At 56.7% G+C, this 15,466-nt stretch carries 15 protein-coding genes; 7 read left to right on the top strand and 8 right to left on the bottom strand.

Annotated elements, in window-relative coordinates; genetic code table 11:
* Nucleotides 1–85: 85 nt before the first annotated feature.
* The 4 genes from gsiA to gsiD are packed head-to-tail and all read left to right on the top strand — an operon-like array spanning nucleotide 86 to nucleotide 5,413.
* On the top strand, nucleotides 86–1,957 hold the full coding sequence (gene gsiA, locus EH164_RS15105; protein WP_192869573.1) for a glutathione ABC transporter ATP-binding protein GsiA: 1,872 nt from the start codon (nucleotides 86–88) through the stop codon (nucleotides 1,955–1,957).
* A gap of 33 nt (nucleotides 1,958–1,990) precedes the next feature.
* Nucleotides 1,991–3,529 carry a glutathione ABC transporter substrate-binding protein GsiB gene (gene gsiB, locus EH164_RS15100; protein ID WP_023481808.1) on the top strand — a complete coding sequence of 513 codons (1,539 nt, stop codon included), beginning with the start codon at nucleotides 1,991–1,993 and terminating at the stop codon, nucleotides 3,527–3,529.
* Between the two features lie 49 nt (nucleotides 3,530–3,578).
* Complete coding sequence (gsiC, locus tag EH164_RS15095) at nucleotides 3,579–4,499, top strand: glutathione ABC transporter permease GsiC (RefSeq protein WP_124968984.1); 921 nt, start codon at nucleotides 3,579–3,581, stop codon at nucleotides 4,497–4,499.
* A gap of 2 nt (nucleotides 4,500–4,501) precedes the next feature.
* Nucleotides 4,502–5,413, top strand: coding sequence for a glutathione ABC transporter permease GsiD (gsiD, locus tag EH164_RS15090; RefSeq protein ID WP_034813897.1), 912 nt, complete (start codon nucleotides 4,502–4,504; stop codon nucleotides 5,411–5,413).
* Nucleotides 5,414–5,491: 78 nt separating this feature from the next.
* Here the strand turns inward: gsiD and EH164_RS15085 are convergent, their stop codons facing one another.
* Nucleotides 5,492–6,343 (bottom strand): nitroreductase family protein, encoded by an 852-nt coding sequence (locus tag EH164_RS15085; protein ID WP_124968982.1) that lies wholly within the window; start codon nucleotides 6,341–6,343, stop codon nucleotides 5,492–5,494.
* Between the two features lie 127 nt (nucleotides 6,344–6,470).
* On the opposite strand from EH164_RS15085, the gene EH164_RS15080 reads away from it, so the two are divergent.
* Nucleotides 6,471–7,367, top strand: a complete 897-nt coding sequence (locus EH164_RS15080) for a LysR family transcriptional regulator (protein WP_124968980.1) — start codon at nucleotides 6,471–6,473, stop codon at nucleotides 7,365–7,367.
* Nucleotides 7,368–7,450: 83 nt separating this feature from the next.
* Here EH164_RS15080 and EH164_RS15075 read toward each other — a convergent pair whose 3' ends face one another.
* Together EH164_RS15075 and EH164_RS15070 are read right to left on the bottom strand one after the other, a co-directional pair.
* Nucleotides 7,451–8,167, bottom strand: a complete 717-nt coding sequence (locus tag EH164_RS15075) for an HNH endonuclease (protein WP_124968978.1) — start codon at nucleotides 8,165–8,167, stop codon at nucleotides 7,451–7,453.
* Nucleotides 8,168–8,375: 208 nt separating this feature from the next.
* Complete coding sequence (locus EH164_RS15070) at nucleotides 8,376–9,146, bottom strand: NAD(P)H-dependent oxidoreductase (protein ID WP_124968976.1); 771 nt, start codon at nucleotides 9,144–9,146, stop codon at nucleotides 8,376–8,378.
* 89 nt (nucleotides 9,147–9,235) lie between these two features.
* On the opposite strand from EH164_RS15070, the gene EH164_RS15065 reads away from it, so the two are divergent.
* Nucleotides 9,236–10,129, top strand: coding sequence for a LysR family transcriptional regulator (locus EH164_RS15065; RefSeq protein ID WP_206430706.1), 894 nt, complete (start codon nucleotides 9,236–9,238; stop codon nucleotides 10,127–10,129).
* 56 nt (nucleotides 10,130–10,185) lie between these two features.
* On the opposite strand, the gene rimO is transcribed toward EH164_RS15065, so the two are convergent.
* The 4 genes from rimO to EH164_RS15045 form a co-directional block, all read right to left on the bottom strand.
* Nucleotides 10,186–11,511 carry a 30S ribosomal protein S12 methylthiotransferase RimO gene (gene rimO, locus EH164_RS15060; protein WP_023481461.1) on the bottom strand — a complete coding sequence of 442 codons (1,326 nt, stop codon included), beginning with the start codon at nucleotides 11,509–11,511 and terminating at the stop codon, nucleotides 10,186–10,188.
* Nucleotides 11,512–11,663: 152 nt separating this feature from the next.
* Nucleotides 11,664–11,972, bottom strand: a complete 309-nt coding sequence (locus EH164_RS15055) for a hypothetical protein (RefSeq protein WP_124968972.1) — start codon at nucleotides 11,970–11,972, stop codon at nucleotides 11,664–11,666.
* Nucleotide 11,973: 1 nt separating this feature from the next.
* The gene (locus EH164_RS15050; RefSeq protein ID WP_124968970.1) at nucleotides 11,974–12,318 is read right to left on the bottom strand and encodes a cupin domain-containing protein; all 345 of its coding nucleotides are present in this window, start codon (nucleotides 12,316–12,318) and stop codon (nucleotides 11,974–11,976) included.
* Between the two features lie 72 nt (nucleotides 12,319–12,390).
* Nucleotides 12,391–13,281 (bottom strand): DMT family transporter, encoded by an 891-nt coding sequence (locus EH164_RS15045; RefSeq protein WP_124968968.1) that lies wholly within the window; start codon nucleotides 13,279–13,281, stop codon nucleotides 12,391–12,393.
* A 102-nt stretch (nucleotides 13,282–13,383) separates the two neighbouring features.
* On the opposite strand from EH164_RS15045, the gene EH164_RS15040 reads away from it, so the two are divergent.
* Nucleotides 13,384–14,718 (top strand): PLP-dependent aminotransferase family protein, encoded by a 1,335-nt coding sequence (locus tag EH164_RS15040; protein ID WP_124968966.1) that lies wholly within the window; start codon nucleotides 13,384–13,386, stop codon nucleotides 14,716–14,718.
* Here EH164_RS15040 and EH164_RS15035 read toward each other — a convergent pair.
* Entirely contained in the window at nucleotides 14,715–15,464 is a 750-nt protein-coding gene (locus EH164_RS15035) for a nucleotidyltransferase domain-containing protein (RefSeq protein WP_124968964.1), read from the bottom strand. The two genes, EH164_RS15040 and EH164_RS15035, sit on opposite strands and share 4 nt — an antisense overlap.
* Between the last annotated feature and the right edge of the window lie 2 nt (nucleotides 15,465–15,466).

Genomic DNA, 15,466 nt, shown 5'->3' with positions numbered 1-15,466 from the left:
CACATTGCTTTACATCGTTGTAACGACTTCCTATATTCAGAAATCGTCTTTCACAAAGGCAGCTATCGTAGAAAAGGAGAGTGGGGTGTCGCAAGGCTTTGAACCAGAGGCAGACGTGGTTCTTGACGTCAGCAATCTGAATATCGCATTTAGCCATGAGAAGCAGCTTACCCCGGTGGTACGTAACCTCTCTTTTAATCTGAAACGGGGCGAAACGCTGGCGATTGTCGGCGAATCTGGCTCCGGGAAGTCGGTTACCGCGCTCTCGCTGCTCAAGCTGATTGAACAAGCGGGCGGCGAAGTGAACTGCGATCATATCTGCCTGACGCGGCGCAACCGCCAGAAGGTCGATATCAACACGCTCTCCTCCTCGCAGATGCGCAGCGTGCGCGGGGCGGATATCGCGATGATTTTCCAGGAGCCGATGACCTCGCTCAACCCGGTTTTCCCGGTCGGTGAGCAGATTGCCGAGTCGATTCGCCTCCATCAGAAACTGGGCCGTGAGCAGGCGATGCGCGAAGCGCGGCGTATGCTCGACCTGGTACGCATTCCCGAAGCGCAATCCATTCTCTCCAGTTTTCCCCATCAGCTCTCCGGCGGCATGCGCCAGCGGGTGATGATCGCCATGGCGCTCTCCTGTCGCCCGGCGGTGCTGATTGCCGATGAGCCAACCACCGCGCTGGATGTCACGATCCAGGCGCAGATTTTGCAGCTCATTGCCGTGCTGCAAAAAGAGATGTCGATGGGGGTGATCTTTATTACCCACGATATGGGCGTGGTAGCGGATATCGCCGATCGCGTGCTGGTGATGAACCAGGGCGAAGCGGTGGAGACCGGCAGCGTCGAGTGCGTCTTCCGCGACCCGCAGCACCCCTATACCAAAGCCCTGCTGGCGGCGGTGCCGAAGCTTGGCGCGATGAACGGCAGCGATCTGCCGCGCCGCTTCCCGCTTATCTCGGCGAAAAACCCGCAGGTGCAGGAGCCGGAAACGGAGCAGGATACCGTGGTGCCCGGCGAGCCGATTTTGCAGGTTCGCGACCTGGTGGCGCGCTTCCCCCTGCGCGGCGGCTTGCTTAACCGCATCACCAAAGAGGTGCATGCGGTAGAGGGCATCAGCTTCGATCTCTGGCCTGGCGAAACGCTGGCGATTGTCGGCGAATCAGGCAGCGGAAAATCGACCACCGGACGCGCGCTACTGCGGCTGGTAGAGAGCCAGGGCGGCTCGATTACCTTTAACGGCGAGCGTATCGACACCCTGCCGGATCACAAGATGAAGCTGGTGCGCCGCGATATTCAGTTTATTTTTCAGGATCCGTACGCTTCTCTCGATCCGCGCCAGACGGTGGGCGATTCAATTATTGAACCGCTGCGCGTGCACAATCTTCTCGGCGAAGCGGAAGCACACCAGCGCGTGGAGTGGCTGCTCGAGCGCGTCGGGCTTAAGCCGGAGCACGCCTGGCGCTATCCGCACGAGTTTTCCGGCGGCCAGCGCCAGCGTATTTGCATCGCCCGCGCGCTGGCGCTGAACCCGCGCGTGGTGGTTGCTGATGAGTCCGTCTCGGCGCTGGATGTCTCGATTCGCGCGCAGATCATCAATTTGCTGCTCGATTTGCAGCGTGAGTTGGGGATCGCGTTTCTCTTTATCTCCCATGATATGGCGGTCGTGGAGCGGATCAGCCACCGTGTGGCGGTGATGTATCTCGGGCAGATTGTTGAGATCGGCCCGCGCCGCGCGGTGTTTGAAAACCCGCAGCACCCCTATACCCGCAAGCTGATGTCGGCGGTGCCGGTGGCCGATCCTGCCCACCAGCCGCCGCAGCGGGTGCTCTTATCCGATGATATGCCGAGCAATATTCGTAAACGCGGGGAAACAATGCAGCGCGTACAGCTGCAAAACGTGGGGCCAGGGCACTTCGTCGCCAGAACGACGCCCGGCAGCACGCAGTCGCGTTTTTAATTGATGACAGACAGGGTTTTTCAGGAGAGCAGCATGACAGAGATCATTTCCCGACACTGGCGGGCCGTTGCAGGCGTGGTTGTCGCGCTGAGCGCCCTCCCGGCGTTTGCCGCGAAAGATGTGGTGGTAGCGGTCGGTTCCAACTTCACCACCCTTGATCCCTATGACGCCAACGATACGCTCTCGCAGGCGGTGGCAAAATCCTTCTATCAGGGGCTATTTGGCCTCGATAAAGAGATGAAGCTGGTCAATGTACTGGCAGAGAGTTACACCGTCTCCGACGACGGGCTGGTCTACACCATCAAGCTGCGCAAAGGGGTGAAGTTCCAGGATGGGACCGATTTTAACGCCGAAGCGGTGAAAGCGAACCTCGATCGCGCCAGCAACCCGGCTAACAGCCTTAAGCGCTACAACCTCTATAAAAATATCGCCAGCACCGAGGCCGTCGATGAGAGCACGGTGAAGATCACCCTCAAGCAGCCCTTCTCGGCGTTTATCAATATTCTGGCCCATCCGGCATCGGCGATGATTTCACCGGCGGCGCTGAAAAAATATGGCAAAGAGATCGGTTTCCACCCGGTCGGCACTGGCCCCTATACGCTGGAAGCGTGGAACCAGACCGATTTTGTGAAGGTGAAAAAGTTTGCCGGTTACTGGCAGCAGGGCCTGCCGAAGCTGGACTCCATCACCTGGCGTCCGGTGGTGGATAACAACACCCGCGCGGCGATGTTGCAGACCGGCGAGGCGCAGTTCGCCTTCCCCATCCCTTATGAGCAGGCGGCGGTGCTGAAACGAAACAGTAAGCTGGAGCTGGTTGCCAGCCCGTCGATTATGCAGCGCTATATCAGCATGAACGTGACGCAAAAGCCGTTCGACAACCCGAAAGTGCGCGAGGCGATCAACTACGCCATTAACCGCCAGGCGTTGGTGAAAGTGGCGTTTGCCGGTTTCGCCACCCCGGCGACCGGCGTGTTGCCGCCGACCATTGCTTATTCACAGAGCTATCAACCCTGGCCGTACGATCCGGCTAAAGCGCGCGAGCTGCTGAAAGAGGCGGGTTATCCGCAGGGCTTCACTACTACGCTCTGGTCTTCCCATAATCACAGCACCGCGCAGAAGGTGTTGCAGTTCACGCAACAGCAGCTGGCGCAGGTGGGGATCAAAGTGCAGGTGACGGCGATGGATGCCGGGCAGCGGGCGGCGGAAGTGGAAGCGAAAGGGCAGAAGCAGAGCGGGGTGCGTATGTTCTATACCGGCTGGACCTCCTCGACCGGCGAAGCGGACTGGGCGCTCTCGCCGCTGTTTGCCTCATGGAACTGGCCGCCGACGCAGTTCAACACCGCCTTCTACAGCAACCCGCAGGTGGATAAGGATCTGGCCGACGCATTGAAAACCACCAGCACAGATGAAAAAGCGCGGCTCTATAAAGAGGCGCAGGATATCCTCTGGAAAGAGTCGCCGTGGGTGCCGCTGGTGGTTGAGAAGCTGGTTTCCGCTCATAACAAAAAGCTGACCGGTTTTTACATCATGCCGGATACCGGCTTTAGTTTTGATAACGCCGATTTGCAATAGATAACTCACGCCGCCTTGCTGAACTGGGGGCGGAGTGAGGGAAGATGAGATGCTGAATTATATTATTAAACGCTTGCTGGGCCTGATTCCGACGCTGCTGATTGTGGCCGTGCTGGTGTTTCTGTTTGTCCACCTGCTGCCGGGCGATCCGGCGCGCCTGATTGCCGGGCCGGAAGCGGATGCCGAGGTAATTGAGCTGGTGCGTCGACAGCTCGGGCTGGATCAGCCGCTGTGGTTGCAGTTCTGGCACTACGTCACCAGCGTGTTGCAGGGGGATTTCGGCGTGTCGATGGCGTCGCGCCGCCCGGTGGTGGAAGAGATTGCCAGCCGCTTTATGCCGACCTTCCTGCTCACCCTAACCAGCATGCTGTGGGCGATGCTGTTTGGGCTGGGCGCGGGCATCGCCGCCGCCGTGTGGCGTAACCGCTGGCCCGATCATCTGGGGATGGCGGTGGCGGTGATGGGGCTTTCGTTCCCGGCCTTTGCGCTCGGGATGCTGCTGATGCAGGTCTTCTCCGTTGAGCTGGGCTGGCTGCCAACCGTCGGTGCCGAGAGCTGGCAACACTATATTCTGCCGTCGCTGACCCTTGGCGCGGCGGTGGCAGCGGTGATGGCGCGCTTCACCCGCGCCTCGTTCGTCGAGGTGCTCAATGAGGACTATATGCGCACCGCGCGGGCAAAGGGCGTCAGCGAAAAGTGGGTGATCCTCAAGCACGGCCTGCGCAATGCTATGATCCCGGTGGTGACGATGATGGGGCTGCAGTTTGGCTTCCTGCTCGGCGGATCGATTGTGGTAGAGAAGGTCTTCAACTGGCCGGGGCTCGGGCGTTTGCTGGTCGACTCGGTGGAGATGCGCGACTACCCGGTGATTCAGGCGGAAGTGCTGCTCTTCTCGCTGGAGTTTATTCTTATCAACTTAGTGGTGGATGTTCTCTACGCCGCCCTAAATCCCGCTATCAGGTATAAGTAAGGATGCGATTGTTAAACTGGCGTCGACAGGCGATTTTAAATGCCATGCCCACGGTAAAACCGGGTCATGTGCGCACTCCATGGCATGAGTTCTGGCGGCGCTTCTGCCGTCAGCCCGTGGCCATGACCGCCGGGCTGTTTGTCCTGCTGCTGATCCTGCTGGCGGTGATTGCGCCGTGGATCGCCCCGTTTGATGCAGAGAACTACTTCGATTATGACCGGCTGAACGAGGGACCATCGCTGGTGCACTGGTTCGGCGTCGACTCGCTCGGGCGCGATATCTTTAGCCGCGTTCTGGTGGGTGCGCAGATCTCGCTGGCGGCGGGTGTTTTCGCGGTGCTGATTGGCGCGGCGATCGGCACGGTGCTGGGGCTGCTGGCGGGCTACTACGAAGGGTGGTGGGATCGCATCATTATGCGCATCTGCGATGTGCTGTTCGCCTTTCCCGGTATTTTGCTGGCGATTGCCGTGGTGGCGGTAATGGGCAGCGGCATGGCGAATGTGATTATCGCCGTGGCGGTCTTTTCCGTGCCGGCATTTGCCCGGCTGGTGCGCGGTAATACGCTGGTGCTGAAACAGCAAACCTTTATCGAGTCGGCGCGCAGCATCGGTGCCAGCGACGCGGTGATCCTCTTCCACCATATTCTGCCGGGTACGGTCTCCTCCATCGTGGTCTATTTCACCATGCGCATTGGCACCTCGATTATCTCAGCGGCCAGCCTCTCGTTCCTTGGCCTCGGCGCACAGCCACCGACGCCAGAGTGGGGCGCGATGCTTAATGAAGCCCGCGCGGATATGGTCATCGCTCCACATGTAGCGCTCTTCCCGTCGCTGGCGATTTTTGTCACGGTGCTGGCGTTTAATTTGCTGGGAGATGGGCTGCGCGACGCGCTGGACCCGAAAATTAAGGGGTGAGAAAAAGCGGGGTCTTAAACCAGCCCTGAGGGCTCAGCAGATGAGCCCTGAAAACTGGCGGAAGGTTGATACCTTCCGTTATTTCAATCTGAAACCGCGTTGTATTATCGTTTCGCGTAATTTGTCTCTGCCGCCTAAATAATCCATGCTGGTTGCGGACTCAACTACGGAGCCAGCCCAGGTTTTGTCGCTCATCTTCTGGCGGCAACGGAATGCCTGATAAGCGGTTTCATACCGTGCAAGATAGTCGCGATACCGATCCTGTTCGTATTGATTGTAATACAGCACCATTGGCTGAGCGGGTCGCGGCCGAATGCTGCTGGTCCTGCTCTCATCCGGCAATCCTACCGCCATACCAAAGGTGACAAAGCTGTACTCAGGCAGGTTTATTATTTCCGCGACCTCTTTTGCGATATTACGCATAACGCCGAGATAGACTATCCCCAGGCCGATAGATTCGGCTGCTATTGCCGCATTCTGCGCGGCAAGTGCGGCATCAATCGAAGCCATCAGGAAAGAGTCAAGGTAGTCGAATACAACCGGCGCTTTCCCCGCATCCTCTGTTAATCCGGCAGCGCGTGACAGATCCGCCACCCAGAGTAGCAATGCGGGAGCTTCCTCAATCCACGGAATACGATCCACAGGAACCGAACGGGCTACCGTGTCGGAAATCCGCTGTTTTAGCTGCGTGTCCGTGATGGCCACCAGGCTCCACTGGTTGAGAGCAGAGGAGTTCGATGCCGACTGCGCCGCAGCAACCATTGTCTCTATTGCGCCTTCCGGAAGCGGATGTGGCAGAAAGGTCCTGACCGATTTATGGCTCAGAAGGGCTTCAACCTGCGGAGTCCAGATTAGGTTGTCTGGTTTTTGTTGCTCTGTACCATATCGGGCCTCAAGTAATGCCTGCCGTTTTGCTTTAACTTCAGTCATGTTTGCTCTCCTTCAGTGCATTTGATGACCGCAGGATAGCTGGAGTGGCAAACGGGATAATCCCCTAATTTATGACTTCAGTTTTCATCTGTGTGTACAATCAGACGAGATAGTCTGGAGTATGACAATGGATCACCTGTTAGCTATACGCACATTTCAGCGCATCGTTGAGACGCGCTCTTTCACAAAGGCCGCAGCACACCTGAGTTTGCCGCGCTCCACTGTCAGTAAAAATCTCAAAGCGTTAGAAGCGCATCTGGGAACGAAACTCATCCAGCGCACCACCCGCTCTATCGCGTTAACGACTGAGGGCGCGGAGTATTACAGACGGATCAGCAAGCTCGTCACCCAACTTGATGAGACCGAAGGCGCAATGCGGGACATTGGTGCGGCTGCGAAAGGGAGGCTGCGAATCGACCTTCACTCCTCGCTGGCTAATTTTGTTCTTATGCCAGTGCTGGAAGAGTTTCGTGAACGCTATCCTCATATTCAGCTGGCGCTTGGGATCGGCGATCGTCCGGTTAATCTCATTGAAGAGGGCGTTGATTGTGCCATTCGCGCAGGGGAGCTGGCGGACTCTTCCTTGATTGCACGGACACTTTATAAAGATCGCTTAATCACCTGTGCAAGCCCTGGCTACCTTGAACAGTGTGGGGTGCCGAAAAACCTTTCTGACCTTGAGAATGGACACAACATCGTCGGATACTTTAGTGCCGCGACAGGTGAAGCCTGGCCTCTGCGTTTCCGCACCAGGGGAGAGGATAAGCAGTTAGGCGCTTTTGATATCTCCGCCAATGACAGTGCAGCGTTGATTAGCATGCTGGTACACGGCATGGGCATCGGACAAACTCATGCCTCCGTAGCCAGGCGCTTTATTGAATCAGGCGAGCTTGTTCCTGTTCTTGAAGAGCTAACACACAGGCAGTTTCCGGTCTCAATCATTTATCCCCCCGCCAGGCAGTTGAATGCTCGGGTGAGGATATTTATCGACTGGATGGTAGCCAGATTCTCTGAAAATAATTGAAAGCTTCAGGCTTGGGGAGAGCTAACTGACTGCGCTGGGGGGCTGCTTTGAGTGAGGAGCAGACGTTGAGGGCTATAAGAAGACTACTTAATGTTAGTCGGCTTCAACACAAGCGTGCCGTAGTGTGCTTCGCGGTGACAGTTCGGACAGAGTGCAATAGCATTTTCAACAGAGTCCTCTCCACCGTTAGCAAGCCACTCCACATGATGCACTTCAAGATATGGTCTACCATCTTCTCGCTTGAATGGTGCGTCACGTAGGCAGCTTTGACACTTACCTCCAGCTAAGGCTAATACCTCTGCTACAACGAGGGGATTACGCTTGAAGATATAGCTCTTTATAATGACCCTTTCTGGCGTGGTGTTGGCTGTAGCCAGCTTCTCTCTACGTTGTTCTGAGGTAAGTTGAGACGCTGTTTCTATGGCCTCTTCAAACTCACTTTTAACCGGACGTGTTAGCCATTTGCCGTCTGAAGTTTCATAGATTTCAAACACACCATGAAGTGCGGAATCATAGACCTCGAAAACGTTTCCGCGCTTGAAAAGTCGATCATATTCATGGTGGCGATGGGTGGCATCATCTGTTCGTCTGGCAGTCTTGTTAAAACTCCAGTGACCACGATTGCAGTTAACTGCGTTAACTATCAGATTCAAATAAGTATTGTCTTTGTAATGTGGGAATCTTTTCTTTAAAATTGCATCGACCTGAGCAGCCGTAGCCTTTCCAGCAAACTCGTTTTCCACTATCTCAGCGGTTGTTGTGCGGATTGGTTTATCACCATAAACATACTTACGAGCCATTTCTCTATTCCTTGAAAAGTTCTGGAAGGTGTTGCTGAAGCATAGGCGCGGTGAACATCTTTGACCTGCTCCCAGCAAACTAACATAGCATGATGTAAGCAAGTTCCGCTCTTGCCACAAAGCGGACTGATTCAGGAAGCGGGAGCCATCTTTTAGTAACAAATAGCTTTACCGTTCTGATACTGCTTATGTCAGTTTCAGAACGTTATTAAGTATCGGCAATATGCACTGCAAGCCCTTTCTGTCCCGGGGCAAGGTGATCGGACAGCACATGACGATCCGGGTAATCTCCCGCATTTTGCGCGCGGAAGGGAATCGGAATGTCGTTAAACAGCCCTGCCAGCCGGCTGCGCCAGTTGGCTTCCGCCTCAAATAAGGCCTCAGTGCCGATTCGCCCGCTACTATAAACAGCAAACGTGGGTAATACCTCCATTCCCGTGTAAAAAAGGGTTCCATGCGTGATGGGAAAGAGTAATTGCTCCAGCGGGCCATTAATGCCCCTTTGAGAATAATCACGTTCTGGACCACCAACCGAAACGGCCAGTAGCGCACGCTTACCTGTAAAAGCACCTTCTCCATAACGATGCGCATTGCCTTTATCCTTATACCCATATGCCAGGCCATACGCCCACACCCGCTCTATCCAGCCTTTCATAATTGCGGGCATGCTGAACCACCAGAGCGGAAAAAGAAAGATAACCGCATCGGCGGCCTGGACCTTGCGTTGTTCTTGTTCGACATCTGCTGTCTGTTGGCCGTGTGTAAAGGCGTGCTTCGACTCTTCAATAAAGGACAGGCGTTCAGTATTGATTCGATCAGGAAAGTCTTCGCCGTCAAATACTGCTTTCCACCCCATAGCATAAAGATCCGATTGAATAACGGTATGCCCCTGAGCCGTTAATAACTCCTGGGCAATATTGACAAGATGATGTGTTAATGACGTCTTTTCAGGCTGGGCATGGACAAGAAGAATATTCATATAAATAGTCCTTTTAAGTAAGTCCCGACACACTAGCCCCGCATCTGGTATAGTTAAAATGAATTTCTAAAATACCCGGTATTGAAATGATTAATACCTTAAGAAATATTGATTTAAATCTGTTGGTTACGCTTGATGCGCTTTTGTCAGAACATAGTGTTACGCGCGCCGCTGAACGCTTAAACCTGTCGCAGCCTACAGTCAGCGTGCAACTCGCCAGACTGAGGGAAATATTTGACGATCCTTTGCTCCTGCCAGGCCCGCGTGGTATGCGGCCCACGGCGCGCGCCGACGAGCTTCGTGAACCTCTGCAGCATGCATTAGCCGCTATCCAAAAAGTGATTGCTCCTTCAGGCACCTTCAACCCAGCGCTGGCAAATCAGCACTGGCATGTCGCTGCCTTTGATTATGGTGCAATGACTATCCTGGAGCCCGCCCTGGCAATGTTACGCAGTGCTGCACCAGCTACACGCATGGCAGTTGTACAAAGTCCTCCTTCACAAGTAGCAAGGAAAGCGGAACAAGGAGAGATCGATCTTGCTTTTATGACAAGTGATGAAGCACCAGTAAATTTACATCGCCGCACGTTGTTCACAGAACGTTATGTGCTTGCTGGACGCGCAGGGCATCCTCATTTTCATAGCCCACTTTCGCTCGAGCAGTTCTGTCAGCTTGAGCATGCCATTGTTTCACCGGAGGGGGCGGGATTTCATGGTGTGACAGATATCGCCCTTGCCGAAAGCGGGATGACGCGCCGTGTATCACTCTCTGTGCCAAATTTCCTGCTGCTTATTGCGGTCCTGAAGAGTACCGATCTGGTTGCAATGGTGCCGTGGCGGCTTGTGTGTGAAAACGATGCGCTGCAGGTCATTGAGTCACCTGTTGAGGTTCCGGGATTTGAGATGGTTATGCTCTGGCCCGAACGTGTTCACCGCGATCTCGCTCATCAGTGGCTACGTGAGCGCATCGCCTGTTCGATATAAATAGTGGGTCATTCTTAAGCACAAAAAACCCGGCGGGTGCCGGGTTTTTTTATCGCTTAAACGCGTGTGCCCCACAGGTCATACTCGTCGGCGTTCTCGACTTTCACGCGAACTATATCGCCTGGTTTGACGTTAGTGTCACCGTTCAGGTAGACCGCGCCGTCGATTTCCGGGGCATCGGCCATACTGCGGCCAATCGCGCCTTCTTCATCCACTTCATCGATCATCACCAGGATTTCGCGACCAATCTTCTCCTGCAAACGCTCGGCGGAGATGCGCTGTTGCAGCTGCATAAAGCGGTTCCAGCGCTCCTCTTTCACCTCTTCCGGCACCTGATCCGCCAGCTCATTGGCGGTGGCACCCTCAACCGGGCTGTATTTGAAGCAGCCGACGCGATCGAGGCGCGCTTCGGTCAGGAAGTCGAGCAGCATCTGGAAATCTTCTTCGGTCTCGCCGGGGAAGCCGACGATAAAGGTGGAGCGCAGCGTCAGCTCCGGGCAGATCTCGCGCCAGCGCTTGATGCGTGCCAGCTGGCGGTCGACCGCGCCAGGGCGCTTCATCAGCTTCAGAATGCGCGGGCTGGCGTGCTGCAACGGGATGTCGAGGTAGGGCAGAATTTTGCCTTCCGCCATCAGCGGGATCACGTCATCCACGTGCGGGTAGGGGTAAACGTAGTGCAGACGCGTCCAGACACCGAGTTTCGCCAGCTGTTCGCAAAGGCCAACCATGCTGGTTTTCACCGGCTCGCCGTTGTGAAAGCCCATGCGGTGCTTCACATCAACGCCGTAAGCGGAAGTATCCTGCGAAATCACCAGCAGCTCTTTAACGCCGGCATCGACCAGGCGTTTCGCCTCGGAGAGCACGTCGCCAATCGGGCGGCTTACCAGATCGCCACGCATCGACGGAATGATGCAGAAGGTGCAGCGGTGGTTACAGCCTTCGGAAATTTTCAGGTAAGCATAGTGGCGCGGCGTCAGTTTCACGCCCTGTTCCGGCACCAGGCTTAAGAAGGGGTTGTGCTGCGGTTTCGGCACATAGTGATGAACATGGGCGAGAACCTGCTCATAGCTGTGCGGGCCGGTGATCTCCAGCACCTTCGGGTGCACTTCGCGGATCTGATCCTCTTTCGCGCCCAGACAGCCGGTGACAATCACTTTACCGTTTTCATTCAGCGCTTCGCCGATCGCTTCCAGCGACTCCTGCACGGCGCTGTCGATAAAACCGCAGGTATTGACGATCACCATATCGGCATCATCGTAACTCGGGACAACATCGTAACCTTCGGTACGCAGCTCCGTAAGGATGCGTTCGGAGTCGACGAGATTTTTTGGGCAGCCAAGAGAGACAAAGCCGATTTTCGGCTGCAGGTTCACATTGCTCATAGTTCAAAAAGTAATCAGTTATAGGATCTTAGGCGAGGGATTGTACAGAGTTCCGGGCGGGATTTATAGCGGATTATCAGCACAGCGGCATCGCGTGCGGTAAGTTATTTTGCTTCTTTATAGATTGCTGGCTGCGTGTGTGCAGTATGGCTTTAGTCAGGATCAAGAATCTCCTGCACCCACTCATCCCAGCATGCACAGCCAAGATGTGTAACCACCGCGTTTTCATTGGTCTCCAGCCACCACTTTTTAACGGTGGCATACTCCTCAGGAGTCAGCGCAAAGGGGCGCCAGGTGCCCATGCGGCAATCCTGGTCGCAGGGATCGTTGCCCCGTAACAAGAAGTCGTTCAGAAAGGCCAGCGGCGGAAAGTAACCGCTGCAATCAATAATGCTGAAAATGCCATACGGCACGTGGATATTTGCCGTAAGAATACGTATCGCTTCCGCGCTTTGGTTCATTTTACTGCTCCGCGACATCGGTGCGATCACCGCGCGGCGTCGGGTGAGAGAAGACGATAAACTCAACCGCCGCATCGGAATCATTGCGCGCCTGATGTTTCGCTAATGGCGGGATCTCAATCCCTTGCTGGGCGGCAATGTGCTGCTTTTCGCCTTCCAGCTCCATCGTCAGCACGCCGCTGAGCACAAAGAAAAATTGCCGCGAGACGGAGTGATAATGGCGCTGCTCCTGCGTTCCGGCGGGCATTTTCTCATGGATGATCATCATCTCTGGCCGCTTCACCAGGTACCAGCCGTCGCACCCCTCGCCCCAGTGATAATGCTCGGCATTCTCTTTGGAAATCATTTACTTCTCCTGGTGTACACCTCTTTCCCTACCGTTATACCCATCATCGACGCGCGGCATAACCTGCCTGAATTAGCGGGCGCACTTTCTCGAGCTAATCACGCAGAGGATCACGCCCAGCGTCACCAGTAACATCAGCGGGCTGACACGCTCGTTGAGCAGCAGGGCGGAGAGGGCAAGGCCGAAAAAGGGCTGCAACAGCTGTAGCTGGCCGACGGCGGCAATCCCGCCGCGGGCCAGGCCGTTGTACCAGAAGATAAAACCAATCAGCATGCTGAAGAGCGAGACGTAGCCCAGTGCGCCCCAGGCTTGCGCGCTGATATCAACAAGCGTTGCGGGTTGCGTCAGCCAGGCGGCGGGCAGCATCACCGGAAGCGACAGGATCAGCGCCCAGCAGATCACCTGCCAGCCGCCGAGCGTGCGGGTTAAGGCTGCTCCTTCGGCATAGCCCAGCCCGCACACTATCACTGCCGCCAGCATCAGCAGATCGCCGGTCAGCGAAACGGCGTGGCTCTGCGTCAGTGCGAAGGCCACCACCAGCAGGCTGCCAAGCAGTGAGAAGAGCCAGAAGGCGCGCTTTGGCCGCTCGCCGCCGCGCAGCAGCGCAAAAATCGCCGTGCAGAGCGGCAGAAGGCCGAGAAAGACAATCGAGTGGGCGGACGTGACGTGCTGTAGCGCCAGCGCGGTCAGAAGCGGAAAACCAATCACCACGCCGCCGGAGACGATCAGCAGCGAGAAAAGCTGCGCGCGCTGCGGGCGCGGTTCGCGCAAGGCGCAAACAAGAACGATCGCCAGCAACCCGGCGAGCGAGGCGCGCAGAAAGGTGAGGAAAAAGGGCGACATCTCCAGCACGGCGATGCGCGTCGCGGGTAACGAGCCGCTGAAAATCACTACCCCCAGCAGGCCGTTGAGCCAGCCTGCCAGCGCGGGATGCGCCGGTTTGTTTAGCGCGGAATTCGCCATCTTGACCTCGTTATCACTGATTAGTGGGAGCTTGAGCATTGATGGGCTGAATGGTAGGTTGAGCTACTTACGACAATCAAATTATTGTCATGGATACATTTGATGAAAGCGCGCTACAAACAGCTGGTTGATCGCTTCGCTGTGCAGATCCGTACCGGCGAACTGCCGCCCGGCACGCGTTTACCGACGCACCGCTGCCTCGCCGGGCAGGAGCATATTTCGCTGGCGACCGCCACCCGCGTCTATCGTGAGCTGGAGGCGATGGGGCTGGTCAGTGGTGAAACCGGCCGCGGCACCTTTGTCAGAGAGATTGCCCTTCCTCCCGGTCACGGCATCGATCAGCTTGCCGTCGCCAGCGACGTGCTGGATCTCAACTTCAATTACCCGGCGGTGAGCGGGCAGGGCGAGTTGCTGCGCGAGGCCCTCAAACGCACGGCAGTGGAGGGCAATATTGAGGCGCATCTGCGTTATCAGCCTCATGGCGGGCGCATCACCGAACGAGAGGTCTTCGCCACGCACTTCACGCAGGGCGCGTTTCGCCCGGCGGCTGAAAATCTGCTGCTGGTGAATGGCGCGCAGCACGGCTTGACCATTACGGTCATGGGGCTGCTGAAACCAGGCGATGTGGTGGCGGTGGACGCGCTGACCTATCCCGGTTTTAAGGCGCTGGCCGCGCTTTATCATCTGGAGCTGGTGGCCATTCCGGCAGCGCAGGATGGCCCGGATCTGGCCGCATTGCGCCAGCTCTGCCAGCAGCGGCGTATTCGCGCGGTGTATACCATGCCGACAATGCATAACCCGCTGGGCTGGGTGATGAACAGCCCGTCGCGCAAAACGCTGGCCGATATTGCGCGCGCTCACGATCTGCTAATCATTGAAGATGCCGCCTACGCCTGGCTGGTTCGCCGCGCACCGCCGCCGCTCGCCTGTTTTGCGCCGGAAAGAACGGTTTATGTCAGCGGATTTTCAAAAAATGTAGCGACCGGCCTGCGGGTCGGAGTGGTGATCTCCCCGCCTGCGCTGCGGCCTGCGCTGGAACGAGCCATCCGCGCTACGACGTGGAACGCGCCGTCGCTCATGACTTCGCTGGTCAGTCACTGGATAGAGGAGGGGACGGTGGCCGAGCTCGAAAAGCGCAAGCGGGAAGATGCCCGGCTGCGCCAGCGAATTCTGCAAGAAACACTGGCCGGTCTGCCATGCGTGACCCACCCCGACTCTTATTTTGCCTGGCTGCCGCTCTCTGAAGAGTCGCGCGCCGATCGGGTAGTCAAGCAGTTGATGGATAGCAATATCTCCCTCTCAACCGCTGAGCCCTTCTGCACCGCGCAATCGACGCCGCAGGCGCTGCGCGTAGCCCTCGCATCGGTCGCTGTCGACACCCTGCGCGGAGCGCTGCTGATTATCCGCGAAGCAATAGAGTATGAAGCGAGCCGCTAGCGGCGACTCTCCTCCAGCCAGCGCATCAGCGCGTTAAGCCGGGCGGTGAAGTGTGCCGTATCATCTTCTGGCGTATGGCACTGTTGCAGCAGCCAACCGATGGCCTGTTGCTGCTGTGGAAAGCGTCGCACAACCCGGCTGGCATACTCCTCCAGCGTCTCGGGCCAGTCGTTATCCTCATCGCTACGTAACAGATTGGTTGCGCGCAGCAGTTTACGCGCCGCCGCCCGCTGAAGCAGCCGTGCATCGCTCGCCTCGGCCAGTTGCTGAAGGTAGCCTTGCAGGACGGGAGTAAAATCGCCGTTTACCGCGACGGCAATCTCGCGCGAGGGGGTAAAAGGTGAAAAACGGCTCGCGAGATCCTCGCCCGCCACGCAGCGGCAGTGGTGCTTAAGCCAGTAACCCCAGCTGAACCGGTTTTCGTCGGCCAGCGCCTCTGCCAGCGTGCCGCAATCAAAATCGACTTTGCTGATAACCGGATGCTGCGTCTGCATATGCTCCGCAATCGCCCGAAGGCTATCGCGTTCCGCCGCGTTCAGCGCGCATTGGGTAATCAGGCAGACGTCGAGATCCGATACACCCGCCACAGCTGTACCTTTCGCCACGCTGCCGTAGATGTAAATGCTGTGCACCTGCGCGCCGAGCCTTGCGTGGAGCAGCTCGATCACCTCATCGACCACCGGGCGAAACGCCGGTTGCAGCGGGGTGTCGGGTAAACAGGCGATAAAGCCGTCGGCATCAACCATCG

This window comes from Kosakonia sp. CCTCC M2018092, from assembly GCF_003864115.1.
GTDB lineage: Bacteria > Pseudomonadota > Gammaproteobacteria > Enterobacterales > Enterobacteriaceae > Kosakonia > Kosakonia cowanii.
The sequence above is the reverse complement of the archived record's forward strand: the minus strand, read 5'-3'. Positions and strand labels throughout refer to the sequence as shown.